We start from the raw sequence: 16,340 nt of genomic DNA, 5'->3' as shown, positions 1-16,340 counted from the left end.
TACGGACTTTTGGTTTGAGCGTCCGCTTGACATTTTCGCACAAGGGTACATTAATTGGGCAGATCGGTAAATAGTTGAGTAATACCGCTGGGAGAGTCGAGGATGAGATTAAAATTGACCTCGGCAAAATGGGCGATATTTTCCGATCTTTCAATATAGCGGTTGAGCCAGTAAATTGAATCCGCTACACCACTTAACATAGTTTTACAGGCTAAATAGGGTTTTAATGATTTTTATTTTGGCTGTATCAATGCCGCATTCAAGTTTGGAAATTGGAGTTAGGCTTTTCCACTTGCCTTTACTCGCGGTGAAGATAGCATCGGCTGTTTTTTCGGCATCAATATTTTCAAATCCTCCTATTTTATTAGTGTATAAGTAATTGAGACGATCGAAAATTTCATCTCTTGATGCACGTTTCACGCTAACTGCTTCAGGCGGTGGCGGCGGTGGCGCGAGTGGAGCAGGCGGCGAGAGATAGAATACTTTTGCTAAAGCATCTAACTTTTTACCCTTAGTAATGGAACATTTTAAGCTGGTAACAGGGTTAAAGTTTGACCAGGTTTCTCGATCGGCTGCTGAAATGCGATTAGTCGCTACAATGACATCCAATCCCTTCAATGCACTTCCTGGTTCTGCAACCAAATATCTAAGTGCAGCAAGAATAGTATCTCTTGATGCTGTGCTAAGGTTAACTTTGGGTATTACTTCCCTTGCCAAAATTTTAGCTTGCTCAATGTTTTTAGATTCTGGTTCAATGATTATGCACCAGACTCGCTCTAGTTCAGCTTGTTGAGCGACTGCATAAATAAAGGAATTGCTGACTACTTGATATTGATAATCACCTGTTTCTTTAACAATCACAGGAATCCAATTGTGTCCACCACCTTGCAGAACTGCCTCGGCTGCGGCGGTGATGATAAACTCAGATTCAGAGCATGGTTCCCCTGGTTCAATATCCGCTAATGGCAGGTGCATCAGCTTACCGATGTCATCATACTTACTCATTTCAAGAAATACTCCTTAATTAGACCAGAATAGTGTTCTAAAGCGATATTGTTGAGAAAGACAGCGGGAATGTGAGAGAAGGCAGCGTTGGCGACAGTAGCATAACTGGAAATACTGAAGATAGTTTTAATTTCTTTTCCAGGTGTAGATTTAGGCCAATAATATGGTAGCAGATCGAAGCCATCTTTTTTAGCTTGAGCGATTATTTTTCCAATTTCCTGATTTGCTGTCTGAAGGGCAGAATCTGTAATCTTCTCTCCATTGAAAAAGATTGGTAAGGCAATTGGCCCACCATCTCCTCTTACTTGTTTAATTTCAGGAATAAACTGCGTAATCACCCTAGCTGCATTGTGTAGTGATGCTAATCCATTATGCTTCGTAGGGATGAGAACAACATCCGACGCATAAACACTGCTTTGGCTGAAAAATAACCATTGGGTAGGGCAATCAATCAATATGTAATCATATTGAGAAACAAAAGGTTTAAGGATATCTCGCAATCTTTTTGCACCTTTTTGAATTTTTGATTCAGCTAGACGCTGATCTGTAAACTCTTCCATGTCATCACTTGAGGGAATCACGTCAAAAAAATGTATAATTTTTCCTCGCTTGTCCTTGTGATTAAAATTAACAACTGTTTTGTTAACATCTGCTTTTGTATCAGTCAGACAGTCAGATAAAGTAATAGCTCCTACGTCTAGACCAAGAGTTCTAGTTAAATCTCTTTGTGAATCAAAATCAACGACGAGAACATTCTTTTTCTGTTTTCGCAAAATTGCTGCTAAATTGAGCGTTGTTGTCGTTTTGCCCACTCCTCCTTTATTGTTATAGATACAAACCGTCAATGCTCGGGGCGGGTTGTCAATCAAAGATTTGATATGTTGGACAATAGCACTAATATTACCTTTATTAATCAGAGTGCAAGCAGTTGCAGGAATTACAACTTTCCCATGCCTCCGAAATAACTGGATATGAATGCCATTAGTAATAATGCCCCATTGAGCCATTTCGCAGTTAGGAGATAGCAGATATTTTTTAATCTGTTCCCTAGTAGTGTTATATTTGGGAGTACCTTCGGCCAAGTTAATTTTAGCCCCTGTCGCTATTGCCCGTCCCTTGCCTTCAACAAGTAAGTAGGGAGCGACACCAGAAAACAAAAACTTATCAGTTCCAATATTTTTACGAGCAGCGAAATCTACTGTATCAGCACTTCGACCTGTTGGAAACTGCGGAAACTGCATTTCATTTTTAGTGAATCCAAGTGCTTCTATCAGAACCGAAACAAATTGAGAGTTGACGATCGCTTCACTGGCATTGTCGGGAATACCATCTAAAACTTCGTTCCAGTTGATAGTTGTCATAACTTAGACCTAGATACTTAAGTAAAATCATAACGCTTGGTTTTAGTTTGTGTCATCGTTAGCTACCTCCCGATCTAGCTATATGAACAGTCAACATACTTTTGGAAAAGTTATATATTTTCGAGTGCGCTTGACATTTTCGCACATCGGTGCAATTTTGGGTGAAAATAAACTGAACTGGCGATTCCCTACGGGATAGCTGCGCTTCACGCACTTTTTGAACAAATGATACTACCGCACTTTCAAACGCTAGCCCTTCCGGGTAACAGCTACTCAACAGCAAGCAATTTACTCGATCGAGTAAATTGCTTGCGCCCAGAATTGCGATCGGCAACATCACCTAATTTTCTGGATACTTTCTTGAACTGTGAAGGATACGGAGAATTTCTACGTTTTCTTCTTTTACTCGATAGATGATGAGATAAGAGGTATTGGAAATGACAAGTTCTCTAGTAGCTTCTACGCGACCAACTCGACCCATAAAAGGAAACTCTGCGAGTTGACCTACAGCACCCTGAATCCTTAAAATTAATTGCCTTGCTGCCTCGGGATCGTCTTTAACAATATATGCGTGAGCCTGTTCTAGATTTCGCAAAGCTTGTCGCAGCCACTTAATTTTCATTAGTCAATTTGACAAAAACTGCTTGGACTTCATCATCGCTGGCAAAGTCTCCAGCTTCGGCCTCGGCAACACCTTTGTTAATCTCATCGAGCAGCCATTGATAATTTTCTAGGTAAGAAGCGATCGCTTCGTTCAAAACATAAGTTAAATCGCGATCGGTGACAGTAGCGATCGCCTTCAGCGCCTCTTTTTTTTCGCTATCAAGGAGAAATGTAAAATTTTCTTGACTCATGGCTGCCCTTTGCTGTTATGGGAAGAGAGTAAACTGCTACTATGATAGCGTAGAGATTCCTATTTTGGCGAAAATAAACTGAACTCGCGATCCTCTTCGAGGGCTTCGCTAACGCACTTTTTGAACAAATGATAGTACCCCACTTTCAAACCCTAGCCCTTCCGGGTAACAGCTACTCAACAGCAAGCAATTTACTCGATCGAGTAGATGGCTGGCGCCAAGAAGCAACCCGAAAGTTGCAGCAAAGCCAGAGAGGAGAAAAAGGACAATTTTTAACACCTTCCTCAGTCGCAAGTTTGATGGCGGGAATGTTTGAATTTAACTGTCCCGATATATCGCTTTTAGATGCCGGTGCAGGAATTGGTTCCCTGTTAGCAGCAGTTGTTTGCGAGCTTTGCCAGCGCCCAAACAAACCGCACAGCCTGCACGTTACAGCTTATGAAATTGACCTTATTTTGATTGAATACCTCAAGCAAACCTTAGAATTGTGCAGTATTGAATGTCAGCGTTTTGGGATATCTTTTAACTCTGAGGTTCGCGAAATTGATTTTATTCAAGACAGCGCCGATATGTTGCAGCCCAATCTATTTACACAACCAGTAAAACGGGAATTCACCCATGCAATTATCAATCCTCCCTATGCCAAAATAGACGCTAAATCCCAAGCCCGAACCTTGCTGCGTTCTATAGGACTAGAAACCAGCAATCTCTACGCTGGCTTCACAGTTGCGGCCGCTCACCTGCTCAAACCAAACGGTGAATTAGTATCGATTACTCCCCGCAGCTTTTGCAATGGTTTATACTTTCGAGATTTCCGCAAAGTCTTCCTTCAAATGATGGCTTTACGCCAAGTACACATCTTTGAATCCCGACAGTTGCCATTTCGCGATGATGCGGTGCTGCAAGAAACTATTATTGTGCGCGCCACCAAACAAATAGAACAGCCAGATACTGTACTAATTACCTCAAGCAGCAGCGCGGGCGACGACCTGGTTTTGTCTCACCAACTGCCCTATACCGCCCTAATTAATCCCAATGATTACGAGCAATTTATTCGGATTTTACCTGATTCTGTCAGCCAGAAAGTAGCCGAGCAAATGGCTCAATTTACTTGCACCCTAGAGGAATTAGGCTTAATAGTTTCTACCGGAAAAGTTGTAGATTTTCGTGTTCGCTCTGACTTGCGACTAAAACCTGAAAACGGTACAGTTCCGCTGATTTATCCCGCACACTTCTGGGCTGGCGGTGTTGAATATCCCACAGCAACGAGAAAGCATCAAGCTTTAGCTGTCACGGAAAAAACTGCTGCACTCCTCGTACCTAACGAACATTATGTTTTGAGCAAGCGCTTCTCGTCAAAGGAAGAGAAAAAGCGGATTGTTGCAGTTGTCTGGGATGCCAATAAAATTAATAGTTCTCGCGTTGGTTTTGAGAACCATTTGAATTACTTTCACCAACAGGGACGCGGATTAGACCTCACCCTGGCGCGGGGATTAGCCGTTTATTTAAATTCGAGTTTGGTAGATGCGTTTTTCCGACTGTTCAACGGACACACTCAAGTTAATGCTACGGATTTACGCAATTTGAAGTATCCTAATCTAGAGCAATTACTTTTACTTGGCGCTCAAATAGGAGAAATATTTCCTACACAGCGGGAGCTCGATCGACTTGTCGAGAGACAACTGCTTAACGCGACCAATCCGTTAGAAAATAGTCCAATGACAATCAAGAACCGTATTGATGAATCTCTAGAAATACTTGCAGCGCTGGGTTTTCCAAAAGGTCAGCTTAACGAACGTTCCGCCTTAACCCTTCTGGCTTTGCTTGACCTCAAGCCAAAGGAGGCTTGGGAATTGGCAAAATCTCCACTTCGGGGAATCACACCAATTATGGAATTTATGGAGCAGCAATACGGTAAAAAGTATGCGCCAAATACGCTGGAAACAGTGCGCCACCAGACTGTGCATCAGTTTCTAGATGCAGGTTTAATTGTTGTTAATCTTAACAGTCCCGAACGTCCGGTGAATAGTCCAAAAACGGCATATCAGATAGAAGAAAGTGCTCTCGAACTGCTGCGAACTTATGACTCTTCTGACTGGGAAAAAAATGTTCGCGCTTACCTCGTTCATTTTAAGGGAGAAAAATTATTGCAGGCTTATTCCAAAAATGAAAATATTTGTGAGTCCCAAGGATGCTAAAATGCACTATTTATATGGCAGCCGCTGGCATCGAAATGGCATATACTGTGATGCAAGCGGTTTAGTTGACCGGAATTGTCGATCGCACTCAGTAAATCAAATAAGTAACTAGGTAAAATATCTCTGCAATGGAAAAAAAGCATAACGCTGGATTGTGGGTATCAGTATTATACTTCGCTCAAGGTCTCCCTTACACCGTCGTTAATTTAATGTCGGTGATTTTTTTGAAAGGTATGGGAACCAGCAACGAATTGATCGGATTGACAAGTCTTTTGTCTTTTCCTTGGGTTTTAAAAGGTTTGTGGGGGCCAGTTGTTGATTTGTATTCCACGAAACGCAAATGGATTTTAACAACCGAAATTATTTGTGCTTTTCTGTTTGCTTTCCTGGCTTTTGGCGTATTAACGCCGGCACCGATTATTATATCGCTTGTTATCTTTACTGCGATCGCATTTGTATCAGCTACTCACGACATCGCCATTGACGGATTTTATTTAAACACTCTCAATAAAGACCAGCAAGCCTTGTTTGTCGGGGTTCGCAACACAGCTTATAGAGGTGCTGTCATTGCCGGTAGCGGTGTATTGGTGTTCTTAGCCGGGAAACTGGCCGAACAGCATTTAGTCACCGGAAATACAGGCGACACCAAAATATATCAAGACATTCCGCTGTCACTTTTCGGTTCGGATTTTAGCGTGTCTGCGCTTAACTACGGATGGGCGACAGCCTTTGGCATTTGTGCCATTATGTTTGTGCTGATATATCTCTTTCAGCGGTGGTATCTTCCCTATCCGAGAAATTACGCTTTGGAATCCGGCGCCCCCCAACAAACAACAAGCTTTATCGAAGCATTTAAAACATATTTTAAGCAAGATAAAATTGGTTGGATTGTTACTTATGTCTTAATTTTTAGGTTGGGCGATGCCTTGACGTTTAAAATGGCTCCGCCATTTTTAATGGATAAAGTGGAGAAAGGAGGATTAGCAGTTTCTACATCGGACATGGGTCTGTTATCGGGTACGATCGGGGTAATGTTTCTGTTAATTGGAGGGTTGCTGGGCGGCTATTTGATTGCTAAACAAGGATTGAAAAAATGGATGTGGCCGACGGCAATTCTGCAAAATTCAACTAACGTGCTGTATTGGCTGTTGGCAATCCATCAGCCGGGGATTGAATGGGCTTATGCCGTAAATTCGATCGAGCAATTTACTTACGGACTGGGCGTAGCTGCCTATACAGTGTTCTTGATGCGGACTGTCCGCCCTGAATACGAAGCATCTCACTATGCAATTACAACGGCTTTTATGGCGGCAGGAGTGCTGATTCCGGGCGTTTTTAGCGGCTACTTGCAGGCGAATCTCGGCTATCAGAATTATTTTTTGATGAGCGCGCTGGCTGTGATTCCCGGTATGCTGACGATTTTCTTTCTGCCCTTAGAAGATGAGAAAAAATTAGCATCTATGCCCAGGCCTGGACTGGACGATTTCGATTAATATCAAGTCCGATCGCTATAATTATCAGAGCCGGGTGGGGCGGGTTTACCCGCGTTGCACAATTTGAGGATGATTCTTGTGGGGTGTCCCGCCTGCTGTGAAAATACACTGGACGGGCGGGACGCCCATCCCACAAAACAATCAAAATCATCCCGCAATTATGCCACGCCGGTTTACAAATGTCTGCACTACTTTTGGAGATTTCGGTCAACCCCTCCCTACAGGAATATTGATGTTTTTAATCAGGGAATGAGTATAAATTGTCGGTGTTTGTTTTCCTAAAATAAAATAAGGACACAACATTGTTGTGTCCCTACCGAATATCAGTATTGCCAGCCGCCAATTAAATCGCAATAAAATCACTAGCTGTTAGCGGACTACTTGGAATGCCCGGAATACTGGCAAGAACTTCGCCATTACGGGCCAGTTCAATCGTCGTTATAAAATCGCCTGGAGTAACTCTCAATTGGTTGAAGCTCAAACCTCCGCTCAAACCGATTAAATCTTGACCCTTTTGAAAGTCTACAAGTGTATCGGTACCGGCACCTGCTCCTAACACAAATACGTCGCGTCCAGCGCCACCAATTAAGAGATCCGCACCCGCTGCGCCAATGAGTGTATCGTCTCCTTCTCCACCGCTCAAATTGTCATCCCCTTTGCCACCTAATAGCAGGTCGTTGCCGCTGCCACCGCTGATAATATCGTTGCCTTTGTTGCCGTTGAGAGTGTCGTTTCCCCCATTGCCAGTGATAATATCGTCCCCTGCCAAACCAAATGCTGTATTGTTAGCATCGTCGCCTACTAAATTATTAATTTGGGAGAGATCGAGAGCAGTTTTCATTGCCACAACGTTTGCTAAAAATGAGGTTCCCGGAGTGGTTCTTAATTTCTCTAAACTACTGCGCGATTCCAGCGATTTTCCCAAGGCGGGCAGTGTAAAGTCTAAGCCAGCTAACAGTTCTACATAATCTGAATCTGTAAAAGTGAAATCAGGGCGGTTTAACTGGTCTACAGAGATTTCTGTCTGAGTCAAGCCGGGAGGGGGAGAAGTTAATAAACCGCTTTGGGTGTGCTTGTCCAAGACAAGTAGCGGGTTGATAATCGGGTTAGTAAATGTTTGAAGAACTACTTTTCCGGGGAGAAAAGCTTCTCCTCCCAAACTAACAAAATCGCCGCTAACTATGTAGTGAGTTACCTTTTTTCCGGCACCGGCTTTCTGCTTAAATGAATTGACTGTACTCTGAGCAACTCCCGGAGAATTGAACGTGACAACATCTCCGATAGTAGAGGTAAATTCAGTGGCGGCTAGTTGCGTTATGGCGCCGCCCAAGCTGTGTCCGAGAAGGTCTGGTGGCAAGCGGCGGGGGTTTTTGGCTGTATCTTGACTGATTTGTGTCAGCCAATTTCCTAAGGCTTGTTTGTTGGCTTCAAATTGGTTGAAACCGGCGCCGCGCGGGTCTGCGTTGGCAAGATCGTCTGTGGGCGAGTCAGTTCCACGAAATACCAAAACAGGGGGTTTGTCTGGGGTGGTGGAAATTAAGCCGATCGCGTGAAATCCAGTTCCGGGATCGTCAAAGGTGCGATCGATTTGGTAGCCAGCAGCGCTCAAACCTGTTTGAACTAAAGTTTGAGACTGGGGGTTGTTATCTATGTAAACAAGTTGCTTGGCTATAGTTTCGTAAGCGGCGGGAGAGGAGGGCATATTTTTTTATTTCCTGTCGTTAGATTGGGAATTAGTGTTTAAGCTACTTAATTAAGTTTACTGTAAACTCCGGTTATTAACCATATTAATTGGTCATATTTCGTTGCTTTTTATGGGCAGATTTAGCAGATTTTTTTTTGTGAATACAAAGAATTTTGCTACAAAACCCACCCCGGTTTCGCGCCACCAAAACTACAAATTTTTCTCGCCCTCAAGCTATACAAAATCTACCCGCGTAATATTGCTTGCCACTACGCCTCTGAGAGTAGCAATAATTTCCCCAGTAATCGGGATACTAATTAAAGCTCCGTCATCCGCTTGGGTTACTCTAATTTGAGGAAAAGTTAGACCCCGCGACAGTACAATTAAATCTTCACCATCTTGAAAATCTAAAATCACATCTGCTCCGCCGCCGGGTTCCAATACAAAGCGATCGCGCCCCGCACCACCAATTAAAAAATCGTTGCCAAACTCACCGGAAATCAAATCATTGCCGTCGCCACCCTCCAAATAATCGTTATCTCTGCCGCCGTACAAGAAATCGTCGCCATCACCCCCGATGATGCTGTCATTACCTCGATTGCCTCTGAGAGTATCGTTACCGCCGTTGCCGATAACTGTATCCTCTCCAGGGCCCCCCGTAGCAGTATTGTTGCGAGCGTCCCCTAATAAATAATTCGGTTGCAAGGGAGCTAAACCGTATTGCATTTCTCTGATAAACTGCACAAAAGAAAATTCGGGTGCTGTTCTCACACTCTCTGCACCGCCTCTGCTTCTGATGGCGACTGACACATTGGGCAGGGCGAAATTCATCGCAGCGATAAACTCGTTAAAATCTGAATCGTTGTTATAAGTAAATTCGGGACTGTTTAATTGTTCTACGGAAATTTGCCTCTGCAAAAAACCCACGGGCGGAGTAGTTAACAACTTTTCAGTTCGATGTTTCGCCAAAACAGTTAAGGGATTAATACTCGGGTCTGTAAAACTTTGGATAAATACTTTACCCGGGATAAATGCTTCGCCAAACAAGCTGACTACATCTCCGCTGACAATGTAGTGAGTGACATTTTTGTTGCCTGCCCTGCTGAGATTTCTCCGAAAAGTGTTGAATGTACTCGCTGATACTCCCGGAGAGTTGAAAGTAAAGATATCGCCGGTCAGAGATGTGTATTCGGTTGCTACAATTTGAGCGACTGCTCCGCCCCAACTGTGCCCGATGACATCGGGCAATAATTTGTTGGGGTTTTTACCAGTATTTTGACCGATTTCGGTGAGCCAATTTTTGATATTATCTTTGTTTTTTTCAAATTCAGGTAAACCAATGTCCCGCGAGTCGGAAAAGATAGCGTCGCCGTCGATGAAGTCTGTACCTTTAAATACGAGGGCGGGCGGGTTTTCGGGATTCGATGAACCGAACCCGATCGCATAAAAGTTGGTTTCTGGGTCGTCGAATATGCGATCGATATAGTAGCCATTAGTATCCAGGAAACTCGAAACTTCATTTTGCGCGCTAGGCTTTTGATTCAAAAAAACAATTGACTTAGCCAGAGCTTCATAAACAGCAGGCGAGGCACTCATAATATTATATTTTGTGTTTGTTGGTATTTGCGATCGCTCAAGCTTGAGCTAAGTGTCCAATCAACCATTATAGCTGACAAGATTTGTATGGTACACTTGATAATATCAACTCAATAATCAAGTTTTTGCGGTTATGGCAATCATTCGTCAATACATTGCTCCATTAATAGCGATATTAGTATTTTTCCTGGCTCTGGTAGCAGTCAGCGCTCGCATCTTTTTGCCGGCTGACATGGCGGCCCCCGCACCGATTGAGGAAGCGATCCCCCAAAAGCAAGCGGCAGTAGTGAATCCAATTTTCTTGGGGCTAAATTATTCCGCTTTCCGTGTCCGCTGAGCTGATGTCTGGTCAACTAATACCGGGTTACGGGCTGCGCTCAGGATCGGGACTCGATCGGGCAAAACTGGTAAAGTTTATGCACCGGACTTACCGAGAGCTTTACCCGGATGGGGAATTGGGACATTTGGCTCAAACTGTCGAGCAGTATTTTTCTAACCAGACGCCGGTTTGGTGGGTAGAGTGCCAGAAAAACAGCCAGGAAGAGGCAGAAATTTTGCCGGGGCTTCCCTCGCAGTATCTCAATCCCCAATCTCAAGCCCAAAATCTGACATCGGTTGTTGGATGTTTGTGGTTGGGAAATGCGATCGACCAAACCACCGGAGAACGCTACGCTCACATTTTTTTGCTGTACGTAGCACCGGAACATCGCCGTCTAGGACTCGGTGCAGCTTTAGTTATTCATGCTGAAAATTGGGCGCGGGAAAGGGGCGATCGGCAAATTGGTTTGCAAGTATTTCTGAGCAATCAGCCTGCGGTGAATCTCTATCAAAAATTAGGCTATCAAAGTCATTCCCTCTCGATGCTCAAATCCCTTTGAAATATAAATTATACTGGTTTGGAATCAGGGCTAAAGTCCTGATTCATCCCAATTATGAGGACTTCCGTCCTCACTACAAACTTAAGTAACAGCAGAGATATTCGTTTGTAGTAAGGATTTTAGTCCTGATTCATCTAAATTATGAGGACTTCAGTCCTCACTACAAACTTAGATGACAGCAACTATGAGGACTTTAGTCCTCGCTACCAACTTAGGTGACAGCAGAGGTATTTGTTTGTAGTAAGTCATATGTTGCACCATTCTCAATTAGCATTTTATGAACAGGCTTTTCGGCCTGTTCCACAACAGATAAATTTTCTTGTGGAACAGGCCGAAAAGCCTGTTGCTGACAAGGGTGCTAGATATCAGTAGTAAGCTACTGCGCGCGCACCCTACAATTATTGACTGCTGACTGAGTTGCTTAGGAGCATCCTCTGTGCGGTAAAGTTTTTTTATGAACAATAACGACTACTCCAACGCCCTTGATACTGACACGGAACTGGAAAGCCCTTTGGATCAATTTGACGAATCCGAACCCCCGCTGCCAGATCCCGAGGAAATGCTGCCTTTGCTGGAATCCCCGGAACCTCAGCACCGGATGATTGCGGCGCGGGCTTTTTGCGAACTGCAGGACGATCGAGCAATTTCGCATTTAATTAATTTATTGAGAGACGGTTGCCCCTTGGTGCGGGTGAGCGCGGCTTATGCGTTGGGGCGAAATCCGAGTCCCGATGCTGTGGAACCGCTGATTCTTCAGCTCAACCGCGATTGGAACGGTTACGTTCGCAAAGGGGTAGTTTGGGCCTTGGGAAATTGCAGGGACCACCGCGCTTTACCATCTTTAATTGATGCTCTGAAAACTGATATTTCGGCGGTGCGTTTGTGGGCGGCGAGTTCTCTAGGTCAAATGGCAAAGGTTGGTTACTATGTGGTGATTACTGCGATTCCGCCGCTAATTCAAGCGCTGCGGGGAGATTCTGTATCTGCGGTGCGGAGCAACTGCGCTTGGGCGATCGGGCAACTGGCTCGCGAATTGCCGAATAATATAGTGTACGCTGGGGCGATGGACGGTTTGATTGAAGCTTTAGAAGAAGATGAAGATATGGGCGTGCGGGAAGATGCTAAATCTTCACTTTTGCGAGTTGGCGACCCGCGCGGATTGCAGATAATTGAAGACTTAGAAATGGAAGGACTTTTGTGATTTAAGCGCCCCCATGACCAATTACCCACTATTAATTATGCCTTTCATCAGTGCTAAAACAGATTTTGGTTTCAAAAAAATTTTTGGGTCGCCCCAGAGCAAAGACATTTTGATTAGCTTCCTCAATGCCATGCTCTATGACGCACAGCCAACCATTGAAGACTTAGAAATTATTGACCCTTACGCCGCGCCGAGCGTTACTGGATTAAAAGACACTTACCTGGATGTTAAAGCCAAAATTACAGGCAACAAAACTGTGATTATCGAAATGCAGGTAATAAATGTAGAAGCTTTTACTAAACGGGTAGTGTACAATGCCACCAAAACCTACGCAACTCAACTCCGACCCAGGGAAGGATACTCTAAATTAAATCCTCTGATTGCTTTAACAATTACAGATTTTATTCTATTTGACAATACCGAAAAATTTCTTACCCATTTTGTCTTTAAAGAACTCGAAGAAAACTTCGAGTATTATAACAGAGAAATCGAATTAGTGTTTGTCGAACTGCCCAAGTTTAACAAAGAACTAGAACAAGTCGAAAACATAATTCAAAGCTGGATTTATTTTATCAAAAATGCTCCCCTATTCGATGAAATTCCGGAAAAATTCGCATCAATTCCCGAAATTCAAACAGCTTTTTCCATCGCCAGCAGAACTAATTTAACCCTTAAGGAATTAGAGGAATTGGAAAAGCGGGAAATGTTTTTTGAAGATCAGCGCGGTGCTATTATTAAAAGTCGCCAAGAAGGCATAATTGAGGGGCAAACAGCATTAATCCTGCGTCTACTCGTGCGGCGCACTGGTGAAATTTCGCCGGAAATTCAAACTCGCATCCAGCAGCTATCTCCCGAACTCTTGGATAATTTAGGAGAAATCTTGCTCGATTTTACCAGTCAACAGGATTTGATAGCTTGGCTTGAATCGGCTTCAGCATGAATTTATAAACTTTGCACTCCTGATAGTAAATCCGGCTTTAATACCCCCTTTATTCTTTAGCCGCAGCAGGCGGAATTTGTTTGTGTAATAGCGGTTTCAACCGCCGAATTTCTAATCTAATAGGTCGGGTTCCCGGCGCACAATCATGTCATAAAGCGGTTGAAAGCTAAACCATCCCATGCGGTGAGACCCTACTTGCTGCTGTGTTAAACGCGCACATTCTGGCTTGATGAGAATTGGTTTTCCCGCAGCTTCGGCCATTAACTGCGCTTGACAAGAACGTTCCATTGCAATAAACCACCAAGCTGCTTCATCTACTGTTTGACCTACTGTTAACAGTCCGTGATTTTGTAAGATAATGGCTTTTTTATCACCTAAAGTTTTGGCGATGCGTTTAGCTTCTTCTATTTCCAAAACAACTCCGGTGTAATCGTCAAATAAAGCTTGGTCTTCATAAAAAGAACAAGCATCTTGCGTCAGGGGGTCAAGCAGGCGACCCAAACTCGACCAACTTTTGCCGTAGGGAGAATGAGCGTGGGCTGCTGCAATTACGTCGGGGCGGGCGCTGTGCACTTGGGAATGAATGGCAAATGCTGCTTCGTTTACGGGTTTATTTCCTTCAACAACTTCGCCTTTGTGGTTGACTAAAATTAGGTCGCTGACTCGAATTAAACTAAAGTGCATTCCAAAAGAATTGACCCAGAAATGGTCTAGGTGTTCGGGGTCGCGGACGGTGATGTGTCCGGCAATTCCTTCGCTGAATCCGAAGCGGGCAAATAATCGGAATGCGGCGGCTAAACGCTGTTTGCGGTGGCGGCGTTCTTCTTCAAGTGAGTTGAATGTTGGGGGTTGAAAAGTGACTTTTGGAATTTTTAATGCAACCATATATTTTATTAGTAAAAAGACTGGAGGCATATTCTCGGAATCGGCATTCCCAGTCAGAGACTGGGAACGAGATAACTGGACTTGCCAATTGTGGGCCCGGCATCTTGGCTGCCTTACTAAACTGCGATTTCACTGAGACGCAAACCTGCGATGTTTTTGCAGTCAAAGGTAGCGTTGTTGCCGGGGAGACGTTCTATTAATTCGATGATTTGTCCGGCGGGGTTTTGTAGAAACCACTGGGTTAATGAGCCGGAGTTTAAAGGACGCTCTGATAGCGGTTTAAAGTTTTTGTTTTGCCATATTATAGCAGCATTCTGCACGTTTTCGACTCGAATCGCGACGTGGTGAACTGCTTCTAATCCTCTTTCTTGCTGGAAGCGGTCTGTTTGGTCGCCGGCTGCGTGGGGCGCATCTAATACTACTAAGCCGCCTGCTGGCATTAATAAGGTCATTAAATGCAGCCACAAGTCGGAGGGAACATTAATGTTTTCCGCACAAAAGTTGAGCGGGAACAAGTCGGGGCCTTCAACTGTTTTGGCGCCGAAGGGGTAAAAAGATTCGGCGTAGTTTTCGAGTTCGGTGCGGCTAGGGAATGTGAGGACAAAGTGGTCGATCGCAACTTGTTCGTCGTACAGGTGCGTCTCAAACGTCCAGGTTGTTAAAAATTCGGGTTCGATAAATTTGGGGTTGAATTCCAGCAAGCCATTTTTTTCGATGAAAGGTGAGTCAAAATGGCTGTCAAGGTTGCGATCGAACTTTAGGGTTTTTAGATTCAAGTTTTTCATGTATCTCACCCGAGGTTAACTCCGCAAAACTGCGAATTTGGTCTACAAGCTGAAGTGGACACACATTTGGTGCGCCTTAATTCAAAAATAACACAAAATTTAATACAGGCAAGCCGATCGCGCGCTCGCAACTCTCAAACCTTTATATAGCAAATACCCCGCAATCTAAAATCTAAAATCTACAATCTACAATCGGATGGTTTGCCGATCGCGTTTCCGGCCAACCACGCTGTAGTCCAGGCACTTTGGAAGTTGAAACCGCCCGTCACGCCGTCGATATCCAAGATTTCGCCCGCAAAGAAAAGTCCGGGACAGCGGCGGCTTTCCATTGTCTTAAAATCGACTTCTTTGAGGTTGACACCGCCGCAGGTGACGAACTCTTCTTTAAATGCGCCTTTTCCGGCAACCTGATATTCGCCTTGAACGAGTTCTTGCAGGAGGCGATCGAGGGTTTTGTTAGATAAGTCGGCCCAGCGTTTTTGCTCATCAATGCCGATCGAACTTGTCAAGCGTTCCCAGAGGCGGCGCGGCACCGGAAACGGACAGCTAGAAACAATCAATCGGTGCGACAACTGCGACTTAACCGCTAGCAGTTGCTGCCGCAAAACTTCCGCATTGTACTGGGGAAGCCAATTAATCAGCACAGAAGTCTTATAATGGCGATCGTGCAAAAATCTCGCACCCCAAGCCGAAAGTTTGAGTACAGCAGGTCCGCTTAAACCCCAGTGAGTAATTAGCAAAGGCCCGCTTTGTTCTAATTTAGCTCCCGGCAACTTCACCTTAGCATTAGGAACAGAAATTCCGGCTAAATCTTTGATTCTGCTGTCGGAAATATTAAAAGTAAATAGAGAAGGAACGGGCAGTTCTACAGTATTACCTAACTCTTTTGCCCACTTATAACCCGACGGATTGCTGCCTGTAGCGAGAAGAATGCGATCGCACTTAAAACTCTCCCCCGACTTCAACTCAATTTCAAACCTAGGGGCGGTGTCCCCCTGTTCGCCCTGTGCGGTGTTGCTCGTTAATTTCTTTACTGAAACTACTGCATCGCCGGTGCGAATTTTCACGCCTGCATCCTCAGCAGCCCGAATCAAACAGTTAACAATTGTTCCCGAATCGTCTGTGGTCGGAAACATTCGCCCGTCTTCTTCTGTTTTCAACTTCACACCGTGACCTGCAAACCATTCTACAGTATCGCGGGGTTGAAATCGAGTAAAAGCACCGCGCAAAGCTTTCCCTCCTCTGGGGTAATTCTGCACTAAAACACCGGGGTCAAAACAAGCGTGAGTCACATTGCAGCGCCCGCCGCCAGAGATGCGAACTTTTGCCAAGAGTTGTCGGCCAGCTTCTAGTAAAGTGACGCGGGCCTGCGGGTAGGTTTTGGCACAGGTAATTGCACTAAAAAAACCAGCAGCACCGCCGCCGATGACTGTAATTTTGAGCATTCGATCGGACAAATT

15 protein-coding genes and 1 pseudogene are annotated in these 16,340 nt (G+C 44.4%); 6 read left to right on the top strand and 10 right to left on the bottom strand.

The annotated features are described in order from the left end of the window. Positions 1-59: 59 nt before the first annotated feature. The 5 genes and pseudogenes from QUA04_RS00420 to QUA04_RS00400 all read right to left on the bottom strand — a co-directional run. Positions 60-200 (bottom strand): annotated as a pseudogene (locus QUA04_RS00420) (alpha-E domain-containing protein); the annotation flags it as partial. A 4-nt stretch (positions 201-204) separates the two neighbouring features. Further along, positions 205-1,005: a hypothetical protein gene (locus QUA04_RS00415; protein WP_333252724.1), complete on the bottom strand. Its 801-nt coding sequence runs from the start codon at positions 1,003-1,005 to the stop codon at positions 205-207. Then, complete coding sequence (locus QUA04_RS00410; RefSeq protein ID WP_333252722.1) at positions 1,002-2,366, bottom strand: AAA family ATPase; 1,365 nt, start codon at positions 2,364-2,366, stop codon at positions 1,002-1,004. The genes QUA04_RS00415 and QUA04_RS00410 overlap by 4 nt, the downstream gene beginning before the upstream one ends. A 340-nt stretch (positions 2,367-2,706) precedes the next feature. Beyond that, positions 2,707-2,988, bottom strand: a complete 282-nt coding sequence (locus QUA04_RS00405) for a type II toxin-antitoxin system RelE/ParE family toxin (RefSeq protein WP_333252720.1) — start codon at positions 2,986-2,988, stop codon at positions 2,707-2,709. Continuing rightward, entirely contained in the window at positions 2,978-3,220 is a 243-nt protein-coding gene (locus tag QUA04_RS00400) for a CopG family transcriptional regulator (RefSeq protein WP_333102366.1), read from the bottom strand. The genes QUA04_RS00405 and QUA04_RS00400 overlap by 11 nt, the downstream gene beginning before the upstream one ends. Before the next feature lie 128 nt (positions 3,221-3,348). Here QUA04_RS00400 and QUA04_RS00395 point away from each other — a divergent pair, with 128 nt between their 5' ends. Both QUA04_RS00395 and QUA04_RS00390 read left to right on the top strand, forming a co-directional pair. Beyond that, positions 3,349-5,418 (top strand): Eco57I restriction-modification methylase domain-containing protein, encoded by a 2,070-nt coding sequence (locus tag QUA04_RS00395; protein ID WP_333252718.1) that lies wholly within the window; start codon positions 3,349-3,351, stop codon positions 5,416-5,418. Between the two features lie 128 nt (positions 5,419-5,546). Then, on the top strand, positions 5,547-6,911 hold the full coding sequence (locus QUA04_RS00390) for an MFS transporter (protein WP_333252716.1): 1,365 nt from the start codon (positions 5,547-5,549) through the stop codon (positions 6,909-6,911). A 343-nt stretch (positions 6,912-7,254) separates the two neighbouring features. Here QUA04_RS00390 and QUA04_RS00385 read toward each other — a convergent pair whose 3' ends face one another. Together QUA04_RS00385 and QUA04_RS00380 are read right to left on the bottom strand one after the other, a co-directional pair. Further along, positions 7,255-8,613, bottom strand: a complete 1,359-nt coding sequence (locus tag QUA04_RS00385; RefSeq protein WP_333252713.1) for a calcium-binding protein — start codon at positions 8,611-8,613, stop codon at positions 7,255-7,257. A 216-nt stretch (positions 8,614-8,829) separates the two neighbouring features. Then, positions 8,830-10,191: a calcium-binding protein gene (locus QUA04_RS00380; protein WP_333252711.1), complete on the bottom strand. Its 1,362-nt coding sequence runs from the start codon at positions 10,189-10,191 to the stop codon at positions 8,830-8,832. A 133-nt stretch (positions 10,192-10,324) separates the two neighbouring features. On the opposite strand from QUA04_RS00380, the gene QUA04_RS00375 reads away from it, so the two are divergent. The 4 genes from QUA04_RS00375 to QUA04_RS00360 all read left to right on the top strand — a co-directional run bounded on the left by QUA04_RS00375 (position 10,325) and on the right by QUA04_RS00360 (position 13,210). Beyond that, a complete protein-coding gene (locus tag QUA04_RS00375) occupies positions 10,325-10,528 on the top strand; it encodes a hypothetical protein (protein WP_333252709.1) in 204 nt (67 codons plus the stop codon). Positions 10,529-10,532: 4 nt separating this feature from the next. Beyond that, positions 10,533-11,069, top strand: coding sequence for a GNAT family N-acetyltransferase (locus tag QUA04_RS00370; RefSeq protein ID WP_333252706.1), 537 nt, complete (start codon positions 10,533-10,535; stop codon positions 11,067-11,069). Positions 11,070-11,523: 454 nt separating this feature from the next. Next, positions 11,524-12,270: a HEAT repeat domain-containing protein gene (locus QUA04_RS00365; RefSeq protein WP_333252704.1), complete on the top strand. Its 747-nt coding sequence runs from the start codon at positions 11,524-11,526 to the stop codon at positions 12,268-12,270. Between the two features lie 37 nt (positions 12,271-12,307). Next, complete coding sequence (locus QUA04_RS00360; protein WP_445242270.1) at positions 12,308-13,210, top strand: Rpn family recombination-promoting nuclease/putative transposase; 903 nt, start codon at positions 12,308-12,310, stop codon at positions 13,208-13,210. Between the two features lie 111 nt (positions 13,211-13,321). Here QUA04_RS00360 and QUA04_RS00355 read toward each other — a convergent pair whose 3' ends face one another. From QUA04_RS00355 to QUA04_RS00345, 3 genes are all read right to left on the bottom strand, one after another. Continuing rightward, positions 13,322-14,095, bottom strand: a complete 774-nt coding sequence (locus QUA04_RS00355) for a class II aldolase/adducin family protein (RefSeq protein ID WP_333252700.1) — start codon at positions 14,093-14,095, stop codon at positions 13,322-13,324. A gap of 116 nt (positions 14,096-14,211) precedes the next feature. After that, complete coding sequence (locus QUA04_RS00350) at positions 14,212-14,880, bottom strand: hypothetical protein (protein ID WP_333252698.1); 669 nt, start codon at positions 14,878-14,880, stop codon at positions 14,212-14,214. Between the two features lie 179 nt (positions 14,881-15,059). Further along, positions 15,060-16,325 (bottom strand): NAD(P)/FAD-dependent oxidoreductase, encoded by a 1,266-nt coding sequence (locus tag QUA04_RS00345; protein ID WP_333252696.1) that lies wholly within the window; start codon positions 16,323-16,325, stop codon positions 15,060-15,062. Between the last annotated feature and the right edge of the window lie 15 nt (positions 16,326-16,340).

It is taken from the genome of Microcoleus sp. S13_C5, from assembly GCF_036700845.1.
GTDB lineage: Bacteria > Cyanobacteriota > Cyanobacteriia > Cyanobacteriales > Microcoleaceae > Microcoleus.
This window is presented reverse-complemented; position numbering and strand designations above follow the sequence as displayed.